Source organism: Bacillota bacterium (assembly GCA_013178045.1).
Lineage (GTDB): Bacteria > Bacillota > Ch66 > Ch66 > Ch66 > Ch66.
On the sequence record JABLXP010000003.1, the window covers coordinates 1 to 19,964 of the forward strand.

Here is a 19,964-nt window from a genome sequence, read left to right on the forward strand (position 1 = left end):
GCCTGGAATAAAATGTTAAATTACATTGTGGTTTGGTTTTTGACCTTAATCTAGCGAAAAAAGAGTACATCTAAACGACTAACAATGTTTTACCTTTAACAAAAAAGCTAATTTTGCAAAAGGCTCATAATAAATAGCAAATAGCACATTATAACAACAAAAGGAGCAGCTTTTTCATGCAAATAATCACCACAGAATTCTATATGAACCCAATAGAATACAAACAAAATTTCAAGCTGTTGGATATCAACCGGCCTGAATCCTGCCCGCATTGCCAGCACTGGCATACCCTGCATAAGCACGGCTGTTATTTCCGAAATGTGCTTGATGAGCATTATGAGGAGCGGATTCCAATCATCCGGGCTATGCTGCAGAGATTGTAAGCATACGGTCTCCTTATTGCCCACCTTTGTGCTGCCTCACTTCCAATATTCTCTGCACTTCATCATGAAAGCCCTGGAAATAATCTTTATTACCCTGGCTGAGTTCAAAGCTCGGTGGACAACGTTATTCCGCTTTTACAAGCGCCGGTTTTACCATAATCTAAACCGCATTGAGTTGTTTTTCCGCGACCAAGGTTGGTCGGAAGCTCGACCAACTGACGAAAAAGAAAGAGCCATAAAAGTGTTCGGCCTGTGCGCGTCCTTCCCAAAAGCGGAAACTTTTTCCCAATTATGTGCCCAATCTGATTATGTAGTCATAAATAGTGAATCTCTACATAAATAATAAAGCCCGGGGCAGGGGATTTTGGGAACATAATTTTCATAGAGAATCAAGCCAAGATAACAGCGTTTCGTCCTCTCGCCAAATTGGTTTGGTGTGGTATACCACAGAAGAACTATTCTTGGGTTCACAAACCCGTAAGGCTGCCTCCTTCATTCGAGTAGTGATCTCTGCGTAACGATTGGTGGTATCTAAGCTTACATGTCCAAGCCAACTGCGAATCACGTTCACCTCCACCCCTGACTCCAACAAATGCACGGTTGCTGTATGCCGGAACATATGGGGGCTTACACGCCGCGGAGGCGCTGCTTTCTTATTCTTTTGAAGTGAGTCGGTATGGCAACGAACGATCTTGTAAATACCGTATCGACTAAGAGGCTTTCCATTCTAAGAAAGGAAGACTGCGTCCCCTGGTGTAGCATTGATGGTTTTTTGCCCGAGGAGAGTTTTTAGCAGGTTGGTCGTCTCCTCCCATAAAGGACAGGTCCTCCACTTGTCTCCCTTCCCGTGTAGTCTAACTCGGGGCGAGGCATCAAGGTCTAGGTCTCCTACGCGTAAGTCCGCCAACCTCCTGAACACGGGCACCCGTGTTGTAAACAAACATAAAAAGCGCACGGTCCCGTAGCGCATAGCTTCCTTTAGAGGGTAAATGTGCAAAAAGCGTAGAGATCTCTTCTCGTTCCAAGAAAGATGTTTCAGGGGGGGCACGCGCTTCATGGGTATAGCCGCTACCTGCTCGGAAATCAAAAGCATCTCGGGAATCCTCCTGGCAATGTAACCGAAGAAGGTGTGCAAAACCATAAGGCGGTGGTTGCGGGTTCGAATATGATTTTTGCGATCCTCTTCGAGATAATGAAGGAATTCCTTAACCCGTTCAAAGGTCAGATCCTGGAGGGAGAGGCGGGTAATTTTACGCCGCATGTTAGCTGAGACAAATTGGAGGAAGAGCCGAATGGTATCTCGATAGCTTTTTATCGACGCCGGACGCAACCCCTTTTGAGTTGCAAGGTAGTCTGTGAAAAAAGAATATGTGATGCGACCTAGATTCTCATCATTCATGGTGACACCTCCTGTAGGGTAGAGGCCGCAAACCGCTCAAAACAACGGTTGGCCTCCAGAAGTAAATCGGGTGTAATGGTCAGGTAGACCGCGGTTGAATTCGGACTGACGTGGCCTAAAAAAGTTGCTAAATGGAGTTGGGCGTTCCCGGATCGATATCTTCGCGCGGTACCAACGGAGCAGGGTGCCTACGGCAAATGAGTGCCGCAAATCGTGCACACGGGGAGGCAAGACTCCCTGAGGCATTCGCAATCCAAGCTAGGAAACCAAGGAATGAAAGACCCGGTCGATGGTGTGGCGGTTTATGGGACGGTCGCCACTGAAGGTAAACAAGGGCACCTCTGCTAGAAGTGATCCGTGTTTCTTTGCCCGTAACTGAAGATACTCCCCGAGAAGCGTTCGCATGCGAGGTCCAAAGGGAACGAGGCGACTCTTGGCAAACTTTGTTTGACGAATGACCAGCAATGAGCGTTCGAAGTCAACATCCTTTATAAACAGAGCCGGGTTACCTTCCCAACCCTAAGGCCAAAACCGTATAGCAGAGTAAATATGGTCCGATAGGTAGGACCCCGGAGGGGTGCAATTCTGATATCTGTCAGGTTCTCTGCACAAGCCAACAACTTCCGTGCCATATCGGGCGTGAATAGAAAGGGAATCCTCTGCGAGGTCTCTCGCCGCGTCTGCATGCGCAAAGGAAAGTTAGTCAAATAAGAGTGTTTTATCAACCAGGTGAATAACCGTTCAAGGACACTGATCAAATGGTTGTAGCTTCGCGGTCTTTTTCGAGGTCGGGAGGCCAGGAAATCGTAAACAAGCTCTGCGGTGACCCCTTCGATGGTTTGCACCTTCTGTTGGACCAAAAAGGTGTCTAATGAGCGGAGAACGTATTCTTCACTGAAGAAACTCTGTCCAAGGGCACGCTTGTAAGCAAGGAAATTTTGGATTGCTTCTGCCAGAGGACTTTGGAAGCCGTTCCAAGTCGATCTCATAGGATCTCCTCCCCCACGCCGGAGCCGATTTCTCGGAGGGCCTCTACATCCACTTTGGCGTAAACTTCCGTCGGTTTCGCACTCCGATGACCCACGTAGTCACCGATGGCTTTTAGGGAAAAATCGGCATCTACAAGCCGCTGCACGCATGTGTGGCAAAGAGTGTGAGTCCTGGCCTAGTCACAGGGATTCCGGCCTTCTGTAGGTAGTGAGATGCGCGATCGGATACGCCAGAGAAAGTCAGGGGTCTGTAAGGGGCCATTACTTGGAAAAAGATATGGCGTTCGGAAGTTTTGGGCCTGCCATGTTGGAGATAATCCAGGATCGCCTCCCCCACGATAGGGGACAGGGGGTATGCCGTGGAATGGTCGGCCTTCCGTTCAGGCACCCGGAGCCGCTCTCTTCGCCAATCAATATCATCCAGGGTTAAAGCTGCGATCTCCCTTGCCCTCAGTCCATAGGTTACCAAAAGGAGCAGGATGGCGTGGTCTCGTTTGCCAAGAGGCGTCCGGCGGTCAACCGTTTCCAGCATGCGGTTAACCTCATCCCAGGTGATAGAACGCGGTATGCTCGAGAGGCGATACAGACGAGGACAATCTACGGTGTCGCTCAGATCTTTTGCTACGATTCGTTCACGGTGAGATATCAAAGAAAAACCCGCAACGCTGTGCATCGGACACTAAGACTAGTTTTGCACAATCCGCTGCTATTGGTTAAAAACCGCTTAGGATGACTGGCGAAAGGGTATGGAGTTCGTGTAAGCTGATCTCTTGGAGATAGTTTTCGAAGGAGCGAAGATTACTCCTGTAATGGACGAGGGTGCTTTCCTTGAGGCCCCTCTCATTTTGCAGGTAATCGAAAAAGCCCGGGGCAAGGTCCTGAAATGGCTCGCGCGCTCGACCCTTGTCCCCAAAACTTGGGATGACCAAACATAACATTTGCTCTACAGGGTTTCGGGCTTCTTCTTCTACTCTCTTCCGAGCTTGGTCGATTTTACACCCTTGGCCATGTTTTTTGACCCAATGCAGTGTGAACCCTTCAATGTACCCAGTCAATTCTTCCAATTTTGTCGCCCCGTGCTGCCGGGTAAATTCTCCAAATTCCATCAAAAGCGGAATACGTCGTAGAACGGATCGAGAGGAATAGCCATTTTCGGTAAGCCACTCAACGTACCTTTCGATGGGGCCACCAATCCACGAGGCTCGAACACGATCGCACGTTTCCGGACGGACATAATAGCGTTCCAGCATTAGAACAACCTCCTTTAACAAATGTTTGAAGCTATTCTAAGCTAAAACTCGTAAAATGGAAATTATGTGGCCACTTTTAAACTCCGATCTTTGGCTCATGCTACAAATTAGGCTACCTGCCACATAATTAGAATGGGCACATAATCCACATAAACCGCGTCTGGAACGCCCCGCTTCAAGATGGCTTTCCGGAAAGTATCTTCTAAGGCCGGCAGCCGCTAGTCAAGGTAAAACTCCCCGTGGCACAAAAGCCGGGTGGCATCATCAATAAAGAAAGGCCACCAGGTAGGTCCTGAGCTTTCGTTTGGGGTTTTCGGGATGGGGTAAATACGGTCCATATTTGATGTCAGCCTGCCACAGGCGGTTCCGCTTTTCTTTTTGAAAGCGCTGGTGACCAGGTAAAGTTCGATTGGTTTCCTGTCTAGTTAAGCCCAGGCGCGACAGGTGTCTGCTCAGGGTCGACCGGGCAAGCTTTCCCGGACGGGTTTTCTGCTTCCCTTCCAGGATCTCGATAACCTGGCTGACACTCCGTTCGGGAAACTCAGCCTTAAGTTTAATTGCTTCCTGGATAATTTCGGGGGCAATCGTCCGACTTTTTCCCTGATCGGATCTGACTTTGGGCATAAGGCCGGACAATCCTTGTTGTCGGTAAAGCTGCAGGTAACGGCGCAGGGTGCGCGACGAAATCTTGCCGCGGGCTAGAATCTCATTTCGCCGCCGGCGCTTCTCCGCTGCTTCCAGATCCGGTTCAAGCAGGGGTGCAATCAGGGCGAAACGCTCAAGCGCTATGTCCTGTTGGGTGTATTTATCTTCTGACATCCAGACCATCTCCTTGTTAAAATATAGTGTTTTTTTCCACCATACCACGATTAAAGGATGGCCAGGAGCCCAAACTATGTGGAATTAGCTACAGCCAGAGGCCGACCACGTCCATGGTCAGCCAGATGTTTACTGCTCCCAGTACCGACGTAGAGTCTACAGGAGGCAGTTTATCTAAGGCGGCCCGTAACTGCTGCCAGGGAGAAGACCAATTTTCTCTGATGAGTGAAACTATTCGCTTTGATAAGTTGTGGAAATGTCTTGTCCACCCTGGACCCGTTCTGGCGGTACCTGACCAGCAACCACTTCCCCAACCGCCGGGGCAATAACCTCCATTGAATAATGGCGATAGGGGGCAATGAAATCGGGTAGGATGGCGTGAGTGCGGCGACAGTTACCGCAACGGTAGCGGGCGATAGGAATTCTGACTACGGTTCCATCGGCGGTGATTAATTTGCGCTGGTATTGCCCGTGAGCAGCCATTTTTGTGTCACATAGGGGGCAAAACTGCGGTTTTTGCCCCAGAATATGTAAATATGTTGCCAAATATTCCTTTACTGAAGCGCCTAAATACGTTACAATCAAGATGTGTTTTATGGAAGTCTTCGGTAAGGGAGTTTGCCAGCTCGTTTAACCTTACTCGAAGGCTTTTCCTTTTCTCCTTGCTCAGATTTCTTTCTCTTATTTTTCGTCAGGAGAAGAATAAATCCCTTTTCTAAATGGCCACTGAATCTGAGCAAGGTATGGTCAAATAGAGTGAGCGGAAACATCATCCCCTTAACCAGTTCATCCATTCTCCGTTTCTTCCCAGGCCTTTTTCAGAAGGTCAGCCAGGCTGACTTCCACGTTTACATCAACCTTGTCCTTAAACATCCCCAGGTGCTTGCCTAGTTTCTCTAAAGCTGGACATTTGCCATGCAACTTTATTTTCCTGGTTCTTTTGGTACCGCCTGACGGTAGTTCAATCTCTGTTTCTGAAACCTCAATAATAGCGGCCGCATCATCTTCTGAAAGATCGCAACTGGGTTTTAGACGAATGCTGCCGAAGTCATCCCATTCCACAAAGTCAGTTATCTTTGCAAAGCCTATTCTGGCATATTCTCGAATGACTCTGTCCTGGTTAATGCCGGTACGCTTTGAACGTTCAGCAATAGCTTTGTCGATTGCTTCCCTAATGCTAAATAGCTGTGCTCCCTGCTCATGAGCAGTTTTTGCACTGTAACCTGCTCGAATAGCTGCAGCAGTGGCGTTTAAATCAATCAGGTATTCTTCCACGAATCTTTGTTGTTTTGGTGTGAGTTTGACCATTATCACCACCTCTTCTTGACAATACGTATAGCACGTATTATAATTTAATCATAGAAAGGAGACGATGAACAAATGAAATTCCGGGAAATAGAGAACATAATCAAGAAAGATGGTTGGGAGTACTCATACACTGCGGGCTCTCATTACTACTACAAACATCCAACCAAACCCGGAAAAGTATCAATCCCCTTTCATGGTAATAAAGACCTCAAAACCAAAACAGTAAACTCCATCCTCAAACAAGCGGGGCTGAAATAAGTCCCATCTTGTGACGGATGTAATATAAAAATAAAGGAGGTTATTATAGTGAAATTAATTTATCCCGCTTGCTTTTACCCTTGTGAAGAAGGCGGATACACCGTAATTTTCCCTGATTTGCCAGGGTGTGTAACAGAAGGAGAAACTTTATCTGAAGCCGTGGATATGGCTATTGACGCAGCTTCAGGTTGGTTGTTGGAAGAAGTAGAAAACAATAAACCAATACCAAAAGCTTCAGACATCAAAAGCATTATTCCTGATGAATATGAGAACGGTTTTGTAAGCATTATTAGCGTTGACTTGGATGAGTACTCAAAAAAGTATGGGAACAAAGCTGTTAAAAAAACCCTGACTATTCCAGCCTGGCTAAACTCTATCGCGGAAAAAGAGAACGTCAACTTTTCTCAAATTCTTCAGGACGCTTTAGTAAAATATCTTGGAATTAAGCAGCCTTAAACCGGCTGCTTTCTTTCACACAAACCACCCATGCCGGCCGTCGTATGCAAGACATCCTGGAAATCTGTTGTGGTCTTGATGCCCACATGGATCATCTTAACTACCACGGGAAGATATCCGCACGGGAAGTAGAGAATTTTGTAAAGGGGCGTGCTAAGAGCAAGCTCCATGAAATCAAACAGGCTGTCAAATGGTAAAATGGACGTTCACCAAAGGGAGTTCCTCAAGCTTTTACTAGGGTGGCTGGATCAGCACTACGAGCATCTTCACCAGGTAGAGCAAAAGCTGGAGGAAAAACTAAAGCAATACCAAATTACGTTTTGCTGTCTCCCTGACGATCGCATTTTATCTTATCGCTCAATTGAATAAAGCACATTTTGTCACCGTTCACCTCTTTTATTTTACCTTTCCAGGTTCATTTAACTCCTGAAATCTGTTTTTAATATTGTCCATTCGTTTTAAAATATAGGCACTATCCCCCCGGTTTTCTGACAGCAGCAGTTCAATCGTTTTCAGCTCTTCGTTCATATAGGCCAAGGCTTGTGCCATCAAGTTATCCATCTCTTTGTGGGTTTTTTCGTTTAAATCCGAGGTCAGGCGGTGAAGATTCTTTTCTATTTCGTAAGGAATCCTGTTTCGGAAAAAGCGTTGGAAAACACTCCTAAATATAAACATAGGAAAAAGAAACCACAACATATCAAGATGAAAATCAAAAGACCTGCTGATGGAAATATCCGGCTTGTTTAAATTTCCAACAGTTATTTCCCATTTTTCCGGTTTCATTTGTACTCCGAGAACCCGATCCAGATTTTCACTTAATCTTTCCCGGAATGATTTTAAATAAAATGATAAATGCTTTTTGACCGCACTCAATAGTTCAAAAGACTTTGCCTCTTTGAGTAAGATTTCCTTTAATTCTAAAGCCAATGCCTGATTCAACCACTGCTCGAACTGACGGGTCACTGCGTAAAGATTGCCTCTCCAGTTTGGAAAAACAGCCTTATATTCTTCAGTTATCTTTTTTTCAATCTCCTCTCTGAATGATTCTAAATAGACCCTAAAATTGTCACGGGTTTTTTCTTTATAACTACCGATGATCAGCAGAAGCTCCTGCCGAATAAAGTGAAAATTCAAACGCTCATCAAAAATCATTTCCTTAAGTTCATCTTTTTCGGACTCCTTTTTTAACGAAGCCTGGTAGGAAATGTTTAAGTAGGAAAGACAGTCGCTAACCAAGGAACTGACTTTATGGTGCAATATTTTCGTATAGATTTCGTCCCGATTCCGGGCTAGTGGAAGGAATATATCCTGTTCAATTTTTTGGTTATACTGGCGAGTGTTAAAATGGGTTGAATAACGAAATACGGGAAAATCTCTATCAAAGGTTTTTCTGAGCACTTCTTTAGTGAATAATTCAATTTCCTTTATTTGTTCCTCTTTAAATAAATCTGTCTTTGTAATGACAACAGCAATTTCCGGTGAATATAAGCAAATCTCTTTTAGAAGGCCCAATTCGTTTTCAGATATTGGCTTTTCGGCGCTTATTACAAAAAGCACCCCACCCGTCTCCGGGAACCAGTCTTTCGTTGTTTCCGTATTGTGTTTCCAGATACTTCCTATACCCGGAGTATCCACCAGTCTTAATTCCTTAACTTCGCTTAATGAAGGCAGTTCAACATCAACCAAAAATACATTTTTGCAATTCCCCGGGTTTTTCAATTCGGAAACATATTCCGCTATATCGCCTATCGGTATTGTTACGCTTGTTCCATCTATAAAGGTTACAATTGCTTTTTCTTCCGGGCCAAATTTTATCCTAGTTATAATTGAAGTTACGGGAATATTACCGACAGGTAGTATGGAATTTCTTAGATACCCGTTTAAAAACGAACTTTTTCCCGCTTTGAACTGACCTAAAACCGCTATATCCAAATATTGATTTTGCTGGGCAAAGTTATTCACACTCTGTACGGTTTTTTTCAGGGTATTCAACTGAAATTCATCGCACACTGAGTCGATTTCGTTCAAAATTTCTTTTAATCGGATAAGTGTTTGCGCTTTTGTTTCCATCGCTTTACCACCTTATGAATCACTCATGTGTGTTACTCGGGAAAGAACCTCTAGCTGTCGTTATGCCCGGCGAATATAGCTACAGCCCTGATCCAGGATGTTGCTTCTTCTTCTCCAATTGGCTCGTGTTTATGAAGATAACTATGATGTTTTAAATAATATTTAAGTTGATGATGCAAGTTGTTTAATTTGCTTAATTGATCGTCAAGTAAATATTTTGTGTCTTCAGGATTTTCTGACTGTCTAAGCAGCATAAGGAGGTGTTTCAAACAAAAAATATGTTTTTTGTCAAATCCGTTCTCTTTAAGAATACGGATCATGCGTAAAAATTCATCGGCGTAGATTCCTTCTAACAAGTCTACATGCTCACAAACAGGGCATTTACCATTCTTCTCAAAAATTCGAAGCATTTCTACATATATCTTGGTTTGCGTGTTTCGCCGAAATATGCTTGTTTTGATTGGTTGAGGTTGCTCCACGCGTTGTCTGTAAGTTTCTAATTCTCTTATGAGCTGAGCTATTAAATACTCATAAATAATCCCATTTTTCATTCCGTCATGATAAACGTTTTCCTCCATTTTTTGAATCTGCCAGGCATGTTCATTACAAAAACCTCGGCTCTGATCAATTTTTGCTCGAACATTTAGATCATTGATATACTCATGGAGAAAAGTTTCAATGTAACTTCTTGTAAGGTGCTGCCTCGCGGTACATAGAGGACACCCTGGTTCACGTAAAAATTTTATCCATGATATATAGGAAAGCCCGCCTTTGATATTATCCAATTAATCACCCCCAGTTTAGCAAGAACCTTATAAATACAAAAGCTCCTACCTTACCGGAACGGTCAGAGTAGGAGCTATTAGCAACAAGGCATTTTATGACTTTTATAGTCAAAGGCAAGCTCCATCGCCCACGATTAACTTTTTATGATATTATAACAACAAAAATATATTTAGTCTAGATTTACATAAATCATGATTAATGAGGAGATTTCTCGAGGAAAATGAGCAAGTATTCACTTCAGATATGACAGCCCCAGGTCAAGGTATTCTCCTGGTTTAAAGGCCCCAATGTCCGCCTTATGGTTGCCGTCAAAGTCACCTATGACCCCTTGCCGGTTTAAACCTCTGGCCCACGGGCCGAAAGACCTTGGCCGGGGTTGGAAACCTGTACCAGTTGAAGAAAGCACATACCATAGGCCTTCCTTGTCGCTGAAAATGACCAGATCCGTGCGGTGATCCCCGTTAACATCACCGGCCAGCAGTTGCCCTTCCTTGCGCCAGTTATTTATCCAGATTGACGGAGTGGAAAAATATCGCCCTCTGCTAAGTGCTACCTCAACAGTTCCTATGTAGGGATCGTAGCCGATCAAGTCATCCTGGCCATCGCCGTTCGGGTCACCCACGACCCACTTGAGGGAACGACCGACGAAACCGGTAAACGGCTCTGGCTGCGGGATAAATGTATGACCATTACTCAACGCCGTGTACCATCTACCTTCCGCATCACGGACCAGTAGGTCGTCCTTTCCGTCACCGTTGACATCGCCGATCAGGGGTGTCCATGACCGACCCCGGGCCCAGTTATCCAGCCAGACCCCTTGGCTAGCAAAACGGGTCCGCTCGCTCAGGGCAACGAACCAGCGGCCGGTGTCCTGTTCAATGGCCAGCACATCCTTGACCCCATCGCCGTCAAAGTCGCCAGTCAACGGGACGACATTTAAGCCTTTCGGCCAATTACTTAACCATAGCCTGGGTGGAGCCGAGGGACGGTTCCTGGGCAGGCGAATGTCGGTAGTCACCACATAGATTTCACCTGAACTCAGGACATAATAAAGGAGGTCATCGCGGCCATCGCCATCGTAATCACCAACCAGTAATTTGCCAAACTGGTTGCTGGCCGGCCTCAGATTGATCCGGTGGGCCGGGGTAAAAGGAACAACGTCATGAATGGAAACAAACTGGTAGCCTTTTTGCCTAAAGCCGCTGATTACTCGGTGCAGGTATGATGGAGTACCCTCTTTATAGTGGTATAAAGGCAGGCCATCAACATATTGCACTTCATTGTTGACGATAACCGGCTCGAGGAAAGGAAACTCAAGAAACGGATGATAAAACAGGCTGGCCAGACCGCTAAAATGATTCAGGCGAACTAACATCTGGTCAATGCTGCCGATCGGATTAGCACCATTGATATAGTAAAAAGGAGTCGGCACATAGACCGCACCCAGGGTTGGTGAGCCGTATTGATTATCCCCTTCCAGGTAGACTGGATTGCGGTCTTTTTTTTCCAGAGATTCGTACTGCAAACCGATGTAGGACCGAAAAACATCTTTTTGCATGGATGTCGAAACATTGTGTGGTGTTTCCCAGAAAGCCGGTTCGATCCCATGACTGAGAAAAGCGTTGAGACTCAAGTTCAGACGTTCAGCGGCGTAATCCGGCCAGGTGGTCTGCTCAACCCCGGCGACATTAAACTCGTTACCCGTCCCAGAATCATGGTGTCCGTCAAGCCGGCGTACGTCGCCATACTGGTGGGTATAGCCGTGCATCCCAATTATGCCTCCTTTAGCCTGAGCCCGTTTAAGCAGAGCGATAAACAGTTTGGTCTCTTCATCGGGCTCAGTGTCATCAAGGCTTCTGACCTGCCAATTATTGTTGCTATCTAATCGCTTAAAGTGCGGGATGACGGTGACGTGAAAAGGGACATTTTCCTGCGCACAGAAATCCATAACCGCCCGAAGTTTGCCTAGATCGTCTTTGCTGCTGTAAAGACCGCCAGGCCCAATATCCTCAAAACGAATCAAGGCCAATTTCGGAGTTGTTTGGCCAATTGGGGGAATCATGCTGGTGATAGAATTAAAGGCACCGGAGTTGGAATCTGAAAGAGCCTCTTCAACTTCAGCAGCCCAGGCCAGGTTAGGCCAATTGCGGACTGGTCGGTGGTAGTTTTGCTGGATATAAGCCAAAAGAGCGCTGGTAATAATAATCAGAGCCGAGAGAATCTGAGTAAGCCGTACTTTCAACCTTAACTCTCCTTCGTTTGACCAGTTCTCAGATTTGTTCTTATTACTAGTGTATTTCTAATCCTCCCCGAAAATTAACGGTTTATGCTGTTGCGTTGAACCGACCAGTTATAATCAGGAAGGTGAGAATATAAATTCGTCACCTTCAGCCTGATTTCCTGCTTAGCAAAACATAGGGTGGTAAAAAAATAAAGACCGGTGCAAACCGGCCATTATAGCATCTAGTACTTAACTGATTTTGTTGGTTTTCCGCCAGATCTTCATCTTTTCAGCTTCTTTGATCAGATCTTCTCGCAGGTCCGGGTGCGCAATATTGATCAGGGCCTCGGCCCGCTGCCAAGTGGAGCGTCCCTTCAGGTTGGCCTTCCCGTATTCAGTTACGACATAATGAGTGGCGGTTCGGGGATCGGTCGTGATAGCACCTGGGGTTAATGTCGGAACAATCCGAGACTTCATGTTGCCGTTCTTATCGGTGAAGGTTGAAGACAGACAGATAAAGCTCTTACCGCCTCTAGAGTCATACGCTCCCTGGACAAAGTCTAGCTGACCACCAGTGCCGCTGATGTGGCGCCATCCAGCTGACTCAGCACAGACCTGACCGAACAGGTCAACTTCTATGGCGTTATTGATCGAAACAAAGTTATCGAACAAAGCCACGGTTGATGGATGGTTAGTATAATCGACCGGATAGCCAGCAACCGTCGGGTTATCGTCTACCAGGTCATACAACTTTTGAGTTCCAGCCGCGAAAGCAAAAACCATTTTATAGCGGTCGATGTTTTTTCTTGCCCCGGTGATCTTGCCCGCGTTGAACATGTCTACGTATGCATCAACAAACATTTCCGTGTGCACACCCAAGTCCTTCAAGTCGGACTGAGCAATCATCGCCCCTACAGCGTTGGGCATACCGCCGATCCCCAGTTGGATAGTCGCGCCATCAACGATTTCTTCCACAATAAGCTTAGCCACAGCCTGATCGACTTCTGTCGGTGGCACTGCTGGTAGCTGCGGCAGGTCAGCGTTGTCGCCCTCAACTATGTAGTCAACCCTGGAAATGTGGATGGCCTCTTCTCTTCCACCCAGGACCCGCGGCATCTTTTCATTAACTTCAACGATAATAACCTTCGCCCGCTCGGCCAGGGCCATCATGTGCGAAGTCTGCGGTCCAAAGTTAAAGAAACCATGTTTGTCCATCGGCGCCACCTGGCACATCAGGACATCAACCGCTTCTACTTCCTGGCGAATGTAGCGCGGCAGTTCGCAGTACTTAATTGGTGCATAATAAGCTAAGCCAGCATCATAGAGCTTACGAACCTGTCCGCTGAAGTGCCAATCTACCCATGTAAAAGTCTTACCTTCAGGGTCAGCCTGCATACAATGCATTGGCCAGATTTGGACACCCCCGCGAAGTTTAACGTCGGTCAATTCGTCTTTCCGTTTGGCGAGGGCTTTGTCCAGAACGTTGGGAGCACCAACACACCAGCCCATTTCTACCCAATCCCCGGACTTGACAACCTTGACCGCCTCATCTGCCGTTACCAACTTCCTTTTGTACTCTTCCATGTAACTTGCCATCAACCCATCCTATCCTCCCTTTATTATATATTTTTCTAATGAATGTACAGGGGTACTATATATTTCGACATTGGTCCAGCTTTTCCTGCAAAAAACACCCTCGCGCCGTAATATTTTGTCTATTTATGTCGGTTTTTGCGATGTAATGTTTAATTAAAAGATGACTTTTTGGCGGCGGATGTTGATATTGAGTAATAAGCCTACAGCCAGGAGATTGGTGAGCATAAAGCTTCCGCCATAGCTTAAGAAAGGTAGCGGAATTCCTGTGATAGGCATGATCCCGATGGCCATCCCAATATTTTCCAAGATGTGGAACCCCCACATTGAAGCTACTCCAACCGCGATAAAGGTCCCGAATAGGTCTTTAGACTCAATGGCAATCCTGAGTGCTCGGTAAATGATTAAGAAGTAAAGTACCAGGAGCACGGCCGCCCCAAGAAATCCCAGTTCTTCGCCGACCACCGAGAAAATGAAATCTGTATGGTGTTCAGGCAAGAAATTTAACTGCCCCTGCGTCCCTTTAAAAAGCCCCTTACCAAACAGCCCGCCTGAACCAATGGCTACCAGGGACTGGATCATATTCCATCCGGCTCCCCGACCGCCGTGGCCGTCGTTATACGGGTTAAGAAAGACGATCAACCTGTACTTTTGATACTCATCCAATGGCAGAGGAAGGCCGAATTTAAAGTGACCAACCAGGGCCAGGGTAACCACCAGCAAACCACTGAAGATTAAAATAAGCAGCAAGCTCGGACGAGCCCCAGCAATATACAACATGCCAAACATAATGGCAATAAAAACCAGGGATGTTCCCAGGTCAGGCTGGGCTAAAACCAGCAGCAAGGGGATGCCTACGTGTATGAAGGCAGGAAGCAGTTCACGCCAGGTATTCAGCTTACCCTGCCGTTTGACCAAAAATTCGGCAAAGGTGATAATGATAAGCAACTTGGCAAACTCCGCCGGTTGAAACTGAAATCCACCGATAGAAACCCAGAGTTTTGCTCCTTTTGCCACTTTTCCCATGACAAAAACCGCCAGGAGTAAAACGATATTAATCCCGTATAGATATTTAACATAACGAGGGAGGATGGTATAATCAACAAACAGCATAAAATAAATGCAGAGCAAACCTAAGCCGATCCAGATGGCCTGTCGCTCAACAAAATGCCATCTGCTCAGCTTGTTAATCTCGGCCATACTGCCAGAAGCACTGCTGAGAACAACCAGACTTATCACCAGGACCAAAGCAACGCATATCGCAAAGGTAGAGTCCAGATTCTTTAGCATTTTGCGGTTTACAAACATTTCATCTCACCCCTATACGATTATAAAAGAAAGACCGGGCAAGGGTCTAGTGGTAATTCCGTGCACTTCGGGGCATACTATAAACACACTTTGAGAGGAGGTGATGGGAATGGGCAGAGATACAATAAGTAACTTCCCAGAAGAATTAGCGCAAAACATCCGTGATGGACTAAAGCATGGATTATCAGAAGAGATGATGGTTAAAGGACTGGTCAGTGTCGGCAACCTAATGAGCCGTTTCGTTAAGCCCGATTCCGTAGAAGAGTCTTTAATGAATGAAATCTGGCAAACTGCCACCGATGAGGAAAAGCGGATGCTGGCGGAAATTGTGTTGCGGATGGGCAAAAAGAGAGTTCACTAACTAATAATAGATAAACCCCTCAAGTGTTGAGGGGTTTTGCGCTAATCTACCACTTTTAAATATAGTACATATAAGCACGATTAGCGTGATTAAGTCGCTCCGCTTCGTGACACAAGTCCTCCAGGGTGTAAGAGTCCAGGACCGCGATCATGCTATCGCGCAGTTTTTCCCAGATGATCCGCGTCACACAGTAGTCTTCCCGCCGGCAGACATCTGGATTGTCTTCACTGACACACTCAACTGGTGCGATTGGTCCTTCCAGGGCTCTGATAATATCGCCAACCGTAATCTCGGCCGGGAGCTTGGCCAAAACATATCCTCCCTGGGCACCGCGAATGCTTTTAACCAGGTCGGCCTTGCGCAACACAGCAAATAACTGTTCTAGATAATGTTCAGAAATATCCTGACGTTCAGCGATGCTCTTCAGGGAAATTGGCCCCTCGCCAACGTGCTGCGCCAGATCAAGCATTGCTCGTAACCCGTAGCGACCTTTGGTTGACAGCCTCATTTCATCACCCCCAGTTTAGTCAGCCTCAAACAGTTCAGAACTTAAATATCTTTCACCGGTATCCGGGGCGATCACCACCACCCGTTTACCTTTACCTAACTCTTTCGCCAGTCCTATGGCAGCAAAGACAGCCGCGCCACTGGAAATCCCCACCAGAATCCCTTCTTCTTTGGCCAACCGCCGGGCAGTCATAAAAGCATCTTCATTGGTCACGCCGATGATTTCATCAATCAATTCGGTCTTGAGGACCCGAGGGATAAAACCAGCACCAATTCCCTGGATCTTATGGATTCCCGGCTTGCCGCCAGCTAAAACCGCAGAGGCGGCCGGTTCCACCGCGACCACCTTTATCTGGGGTAAGTGTTCTTTCAGAACTTCACCCACCCCGGTCAAAGTCCCCCCACTCCCTACTCCGGCAACAAAGGCATCAAGTTGTCCTTGGGTCTGGGTCAATATCTCCTGGGCGGTTGTCTGCCGGTGCGCGGCCGGGTTGGCGGGGTTGTCAAACTGTTGCGGCATGAAGTAGCCAGGGTTTTCATCCAGCAGTTCCTCGGCTTTTCTCACTGCTCCACCCATCCCCTCAGTCCCAGGAGTCAAGACAAAATCGGCACCAAAAGCCTTCAAGAGTTTGCGCCGTTCCACGCTCATTGTTTCAGGCATCACGAGAATCAGTTTATAACCTTTGGCCGCAGCGATCATAGCCAGCCCGATCCCGGTATTGCCGCTGGTCGGTTCAACAATCGTCATTCCTGGCCGCAGTATCCCTCTCTGTTCGGCATCTTCAATCATGCTCAAGGCGATGCGGTCTTTAACGCTGCCGGCCGGATTGAAAAATTCTAATTTTACCAGCACCTCAGCATCTTCCTGCCCCACCAGGCGATTTAGTTTAACCATTGGTGTTTGACCAATCAGTTCGGTTATATTGTTGGCTAACCGCATTAAAAAACACCCTTTCCATATCCGAGTATCTTTATCGGACTTTATATTTATAGCTTACTATGTTAAATTGACTATTGTCAACTATATTAGCATTGCTCAGCGGGAGCAAATCTTTTACAATTAGCTTAGGGGGAGGTTGTAAGATGATCGGTGAACTGATCAACCGGGCGGAACAAAATCATCAACTGAAGCGGGAGGAGATTGTGCAGCTCCTCAGCCTGACGGAGCCTGACCAGCTGGAGGCTCTTTTTTGTGCGGCGGATCGGGTACGGGTTCGTTTTATGGGCAATCAGGTCCACCTGCGCGGGATTATCGAGTTTTCCAATTATTGCTGCCGCAATTGTTTTTACTGCGGTCTGAGAAAGGATAACCATCATTTGACCCGGTACCGGCTCAGTGAGGATGAGATTATCTCCATTGCCAGACATGCTGTTGGCGACCTGGGATACCGGACCATTGTGTTGCAGTCTGGTGAAGACTTTCGGTACACGGCAAAAACGCTCGCCAGCATAATTAAGCGGATCAAAGAACTGGGCGAAGTGGCGGTAACGGTGAGCGTCGGGGAACGTTCATACGCAGAATACGCCATCATGCGTGAGGCCGGCGCGGATCGTTACTTGCTTAAACACGAAACCGCCGACCCTGATCTCTACCGTCAACTGCACCCTGACCTTCTTTATGAAAACCGTCTCAGGTGTTTACAATGGTTACGTGAGCTTGGCTATCAGGTTGGCTCCGGAAACATGGTCGGTCTGCCTGGTCAAACCCTGGAAACACTGGCGGATGACATTCTGCTCTTGAAAGAGTTAGACGTCGAAATGGCTGGTATAAGTCCATTTGTCCCCCACAGCCACACTCCTTTAGGCACATACCCTGGCGGAACAGTTGAGCTAACATTAAAAGTGCTGGCCGTTACTCGCCTGCTTATGCCTTACACTCACCTGCCGGCCACCACAGCCCTAGGCTCGATTCACCCCAGAGGGCGCGAACTTGCTCTACGTTGCGGGGCTAACGTGATTATGCCAAACGTCACCCCGGCCGCTTACCGGCCGCTATATGAAATCTATCCCAACAAGATTTGTGTCAACGAGGAACCAGATAACTGCCGCGGTTGTTTGCATAGCCTGATCACCTCACTGGGCCGTGAAGTGGCAACTGACCCGGGGCACAGTCCGAAGTTCGTCCAACAAGATAAATAATCTTCATAAATTGAAGAGGTAAGCCGGCAAACCAGGCTTACCTCTTTTAGTTACCTGCAGATTACCTAAACAGCAGTTGAAAATAAAGTCTATCAACCGCCTTCAATAAAAGAAAACAACTGGACCACGTCGTTGGGCTGGAGCGCGGTCTCCTTCTGGCTGAAGGTACCGTTAATCAGCACCAAACCAACCTCTTGCGGGGGAATAGCTAATAGCGCCAATAAATCGAGTACCGTGGCTGGCTGGGACAGACTCAACCTCATTCCGCTCTCGCCTGGATAATTTGGGATGCGTTGTCTGATCGTGGCATCGGCTTTTACTATAACCTCCATTGGCATTCCCCTTTAAATTAGAAATTGAGGACCTCATCCAACTCTTCATCACTCACGTCAAAGACCAGTTCATACGGCGCCAGTTTTTCCTGACGGAAGAAGACCGGCAAACGGTCATCCGTGCTGGTCAGGCCAGCTCGACGGTTAAAGGCGATCTCTGTCCGCAGGATGTTTTGCCCAAGGGATAATAAATCGGCAACTGTTACTTCTGTTCCTCTGGCCTTACTCAACAACTGGGCAATCATTTCCATACTGTCGGGTAGCGGACCGACGAATAGGCATAGCCCTAGTGCGTCGATGACGGTTGACATGATTTGCAGTTCGCGCGATACTTTAACCTGCCCCTCTCGCTTATTCGGGTCTACCCCGCCGCGGCCGGGCAAACAGTTTCCTGCGGTATGATCCGCCCCCATGGGGGAAGTAGCATAAGTTATACCGGTTCCCTTCAAAGCCCGTGGATCGTAGGCGGCCATCCCTTGTCCCTTAACCACCGGTACGCGGGCAACGTTGAAAACCCGCCCCGTCACCGCGGCGCCCTGACCAAGAATACGCCCCAATACCGTCCCACTAGCGATCTCACCCAGCAGTTCCTTAACTCTGTTCACATCGCCAAACGGCAGCAGACCGGCTTCCATTGCCACCGCCATGGTGTGACCCATTTCCATGGTATCCAATCCATAATCATCACACAGGCGGTCTAGTTCGGCAATAGCATCTAAATCATCAATTTCACAATTTGCGCCGAGCAAAACGATTGTCTCGTACTCGAGGCCAGAGGTTAGATACTGTCCGTTTTGGTCATGGTAAACGTTGGAACACCGGATCACACACCCCGGTGAACAAGCATGACCGGTTTTTCCTCCGCGGGCCTTGGCTCGTTCCGCCAGGACCTCGCCATTGATGTTATCTGCCCCCTCAAACGTTCCGCGGCTGAAATTACGGGTAGGTAGACCGCCGACGGCACTGATCGGTTTGACTAAACTGGCTGTACCAAAGTTGGTTAAACCCTTCCTGGTTTCGCTCAGGGTCTTGGACCATCTGCGTGCAATTTCATTAAAACCGCTCGGGTCGACCAGGTCAAGCAGGGTTTCGTGTGCCTCAGCGTCATCAATGACAACAGCCTTAAGGCCCTTGGAACCCATAACTGCTCCCATCCCACCCCGGCCGCAGTGGCGTGACGGCCGTCCGTCTGGATCAGTCACCGCAACACTGGCCGCCGCCATCAGTTTTTCACCCGCTGGGCCAATGGAAATCAGCCCGACTTTCTCGCCAAAGCGGGTGCGCAGCTTATCTACCGTGGCGTAGTTGCCCAGGCCAACCAAGTCACCTGCCGGCAACAGTTCTGCTCCGACACTGGACACCTTGAGGACAAACCATTCCCCAACTTTTGCCCGGCCCTCAAGAATTATGGCTTTAATACCGAGGCGCGCCAGTTTCCGCGCAGCCGTTCCCCCAGCGTTACTCTCCTTGATCCCACCGGTCAGAGGGCTCTTGGCCCCGATCGAAAGGCGGCCAGAGGAAGGGGCGGTAGTGCCGGTCAATAAACCGGGAGCAATCACCATTTTATTGCCATCCCCTAGAGGATAAGTAGTGGGATCGACTTCTTCGAAGATAAGCTGGGATGTCAGCCCCCGGCCACCAAGCAGGTTATAGTGCTCCGGGCAAGGTTCAGCGGTCACAGAACCATTCGACATGTTGACACGTAAGAAGTTTGCCACCAGGTGCACCTCCACATTAATTTGTATGATATTGCCTTCACCAGCTTTGTTATGTGCTTCTGACCGC

General features: G+C 47.5%; 16 protein-coding genes and 4 pseudogenes. 5 read left to right on the forward strand and 15 right to left on the reverse strand.

The genetic code is table 11. The annotated features are described in order from the left end of the window. Positions 1 to 203: 203 nt before the first annotated feature. Positions 204 to 383 (forward strand): hypothetical protein, encoded by a 180-nt coding sequence (locus HPY81_02855; GenBank protein NPV26400.1) that lies wholly within the window; start codon positions 204 to 206, stop codon positions 381 to 383. Positions 384 to 762: 379 nt separating this feature from the next. On the opposite strand, the pseudogene HPY81_02860 reads toward HPY81_02855, so the two are convergent. From HPY81_02860 to HPY81_02885, 6 genes and pseudogenes are all read right to left on the reverse strand, one after another. After that, positions 763 to 1,782, reverse strand: a pseudogene (locus HPY81_02860) (tyrosine-type recombinase/integrase). A 985-nt stretch (positions 1,783 to 2,767) separates the two neighbouring features. Beyond that, a pseudogene (locus HPY81_02865) lies at positions 2,768 to 4,021 on the reverse strand (tyrosine-type recombinase/integrase). A 143-nt stretch (positions 4,022 to 4,164) separates the two neighbouring features. Further along, positions 4,165 to 4,849, reverse strand: a pseudogene (locus tag HPY81_02870) (transposase). A gap of 79 nt (positions 4,850 to 4,928) precedes the next feature. Then, positions 4,929 to 5,425, reverse strand: a pseudogene (locus HPY81_02875) (transposase). A gap of 8 nt (positions 5,426 to 5,433) precedes the next feature. Then, a complete protein-coding gene (locus HPY81_02880) occupies positions 5,434 to 5,634 on the reverse strand; it encodes a hypothetical protein (protein ID NPV26401.1) in 201 nt (66 codons plus the stop codon). Continuing rightward, positions 5,627 to 6,148 (reverse strand): terminase small subunit, encoded by a 522-nt coding sequence (locus tag HPY81_02885; GenBank protein ID NPV26402.1) that lies wholly within the window; start codon positions 6,146 to 6,148, stop codon positions 5,627 to 5,629. Before HPY81_02885 ends, HPY81_02880 begins: the two co-directional genes overlap by 8 nt. Positions 6,149 to 6,220: 72 nt before the next feature. On the opposite strand from HPY81_02885, the gene HPY81_02890 reads away from it, so the two are divergent. Next, entirely contained in the window at positions 6,221 to 6,406 is a 186-nt protein-coding gene (locus HPY81_02890; GenBank protein NPV26403.1) for a type II toxin-antitoxin system HicA family toxin, read from the forward strand. Positions 6,407 to 6,454: 48 nt separating this feature from the next. Further along, entirely contained in the window at positions 6,455 to 6,862 is a 408-nt protein-coding gene (locus HPY81_02895; GenBank protein NPV26404.1) for a HicB family protein, read from the forward strand. A gap of 396 nt (positions 6,863 to 7,258) precedes the next feature. On the opposite strand, the gene HPY81_02900 is transcribed toward HPY81_02895, so the two are convergent. From HPY81_02900 to rodA, 5 genes are all read right to left on the reverse strand, one after another. Next, entirely contained in the window at positions 7,259 to 8,932 is a 1,674-nt protein-coding gene (locus HPY81_02900; GenBank protein NPV26405.1) for a hypothetical protein, read from the reverse strand. Between the two features lie 50 nt (positions 8,933 to 8,982). Next, a complete protein-coding gene (locus tag HPY81_02905; GenBank protein NPV26406.1) occupies positions 8,983 to 9,717 on the reverse strand; it encodes a hypothetical protein in 735 nt (244 codons plus the stop codon). 233 nt (positions 9,718 to 9,950) lie between these two features. After that, on the reverse strand, positions 9,951 to 11,960 hold the full coding sequence (locus HPY81_02910) for a DUF2334 domain-containing protein (protein ID NPV26407.1): 2,010 nt from the start codon (positions 11,958 to 11,960) through the stop codon (positions 9,951 to 9,953). Between the two features lie 228 nt (positions 11,961 to 12,188). Further along, entirely contained in the window at positions 12,189 to 13,535 is a 1,347-nt protein-coding gene (locus HPY81_02915) for a butyryl-CoA:acetate CoA-transferase (protein ID NPV26408.1), read from the reverse strand. Positions 13,536 to 13,688: 153 nt separating this feature from the next. Beyond that, positions 13,689 to 14,840: a rod shape-determining protein RodA gene (gene rodA / locus HPY81_02920; GenBank protein NPV26409.1), complete on the reverse strand. Its 1,152-nt coding sequence runs from the start codon at positions 14,838 to 14,840 to the stop codon at positions 13,689 to 13,691. A gap of 109 nt (positions 14,841 to 14,949) precedes the next feature. On the opposite strand from rodA, the gene HPY81_02925 reads away from it, so the two are divergent. Then, positions 14,950 to 15,201 carry a DUF3243 family protein gene (locus HPY81_02925; GenBank protein NPV26410.1) on the forward strand — a complete coding sequence of 84 codons (252 nt, stop codon included), beginning with the start codon at positions 14,950 to 14,952 and terminating at the stop codon, positions 15,199 to 15,201. 55 nt (positions 15,202 to 15,256) lie between these two features. On the opposite strand, the gene HPY81_02930 is transcribed toward HPY81_02925, so the two are convergent. After that, the gene (locus HPY81_02930; GenBank protein ID NPV26411.1) at positions 15,257 to 15,709 is read right to left on the reverse strand and encodes an Rrf2 family transcriptional regulator; all 453 of its coding nucleotides are present in this window, start codon (positions 15,707 to 15,709) and stop codon (positions 15,257 to 15,259) included. A 15-nt stretch (positions 15,710 to 15,724) separates the two neighbouring features. Continuing rightward, positions 15,725 to 16,648 (reverse strand): cysteine synthase A, encoded by a 924-nt coding sequence (gene cysK, locus HPY81_02935; protein NPV26412.1) that lies wholly within the window; start codon positions 16,646 to 16,648, stop codon positions 15,725 to 15,727. A gap of 143 nt (positions 16,649 to 16,791) precedes the next feature. On the opposite strand from cysK, the gene hydE reads away from it, so the two are divergent. Continuing rightward, positions 16,792 to 17,847, forward strand: coding sequence for a [FeFe] hydrogenase H-cluster radical SAM maturase HydE (hydE, locus tag HPY81_02940; GenBank protein ID NPV26413.1), 1,056 nt, complete (start codon positions 16,792 to 16,794; stop codon positions 17,845 to 17,847). A 92-nt stretch (positions 17,848 to 17,939) separates the two neighbouring features. Here hydE and HPY81_02945 read toward each other — a convergent pair whose 3' ends face one another. After that, positions 17,940 to 18,179: a MoaD/ThiS family protein gene (locus HPY81_02945; GenBank protein ID NPV26414.1), complete on the reverse strand. Its 240-nt coding sequence runs from the start codon at positions 18,177 to 18,179 to the stop codon at positions 17,940 to 17,942. A 17-nt stretch (positions 18,180 to 18,196) separates the two neighbouring features. After that, on the reverse strand, positions 18,197 to 19,897 hold the full coding sequence (locus HPY81_02950; protein NPV26415.1) for an aldehyde ferredoxin oxidoreductase: 1,701 nt from the start codon (positions 19,895 to 19,897) through the stop codon (positions 18,197 to 18,199). Between the last annotated feature and the right edge of the window lie 67 nt (positions 19,898 to 19,964).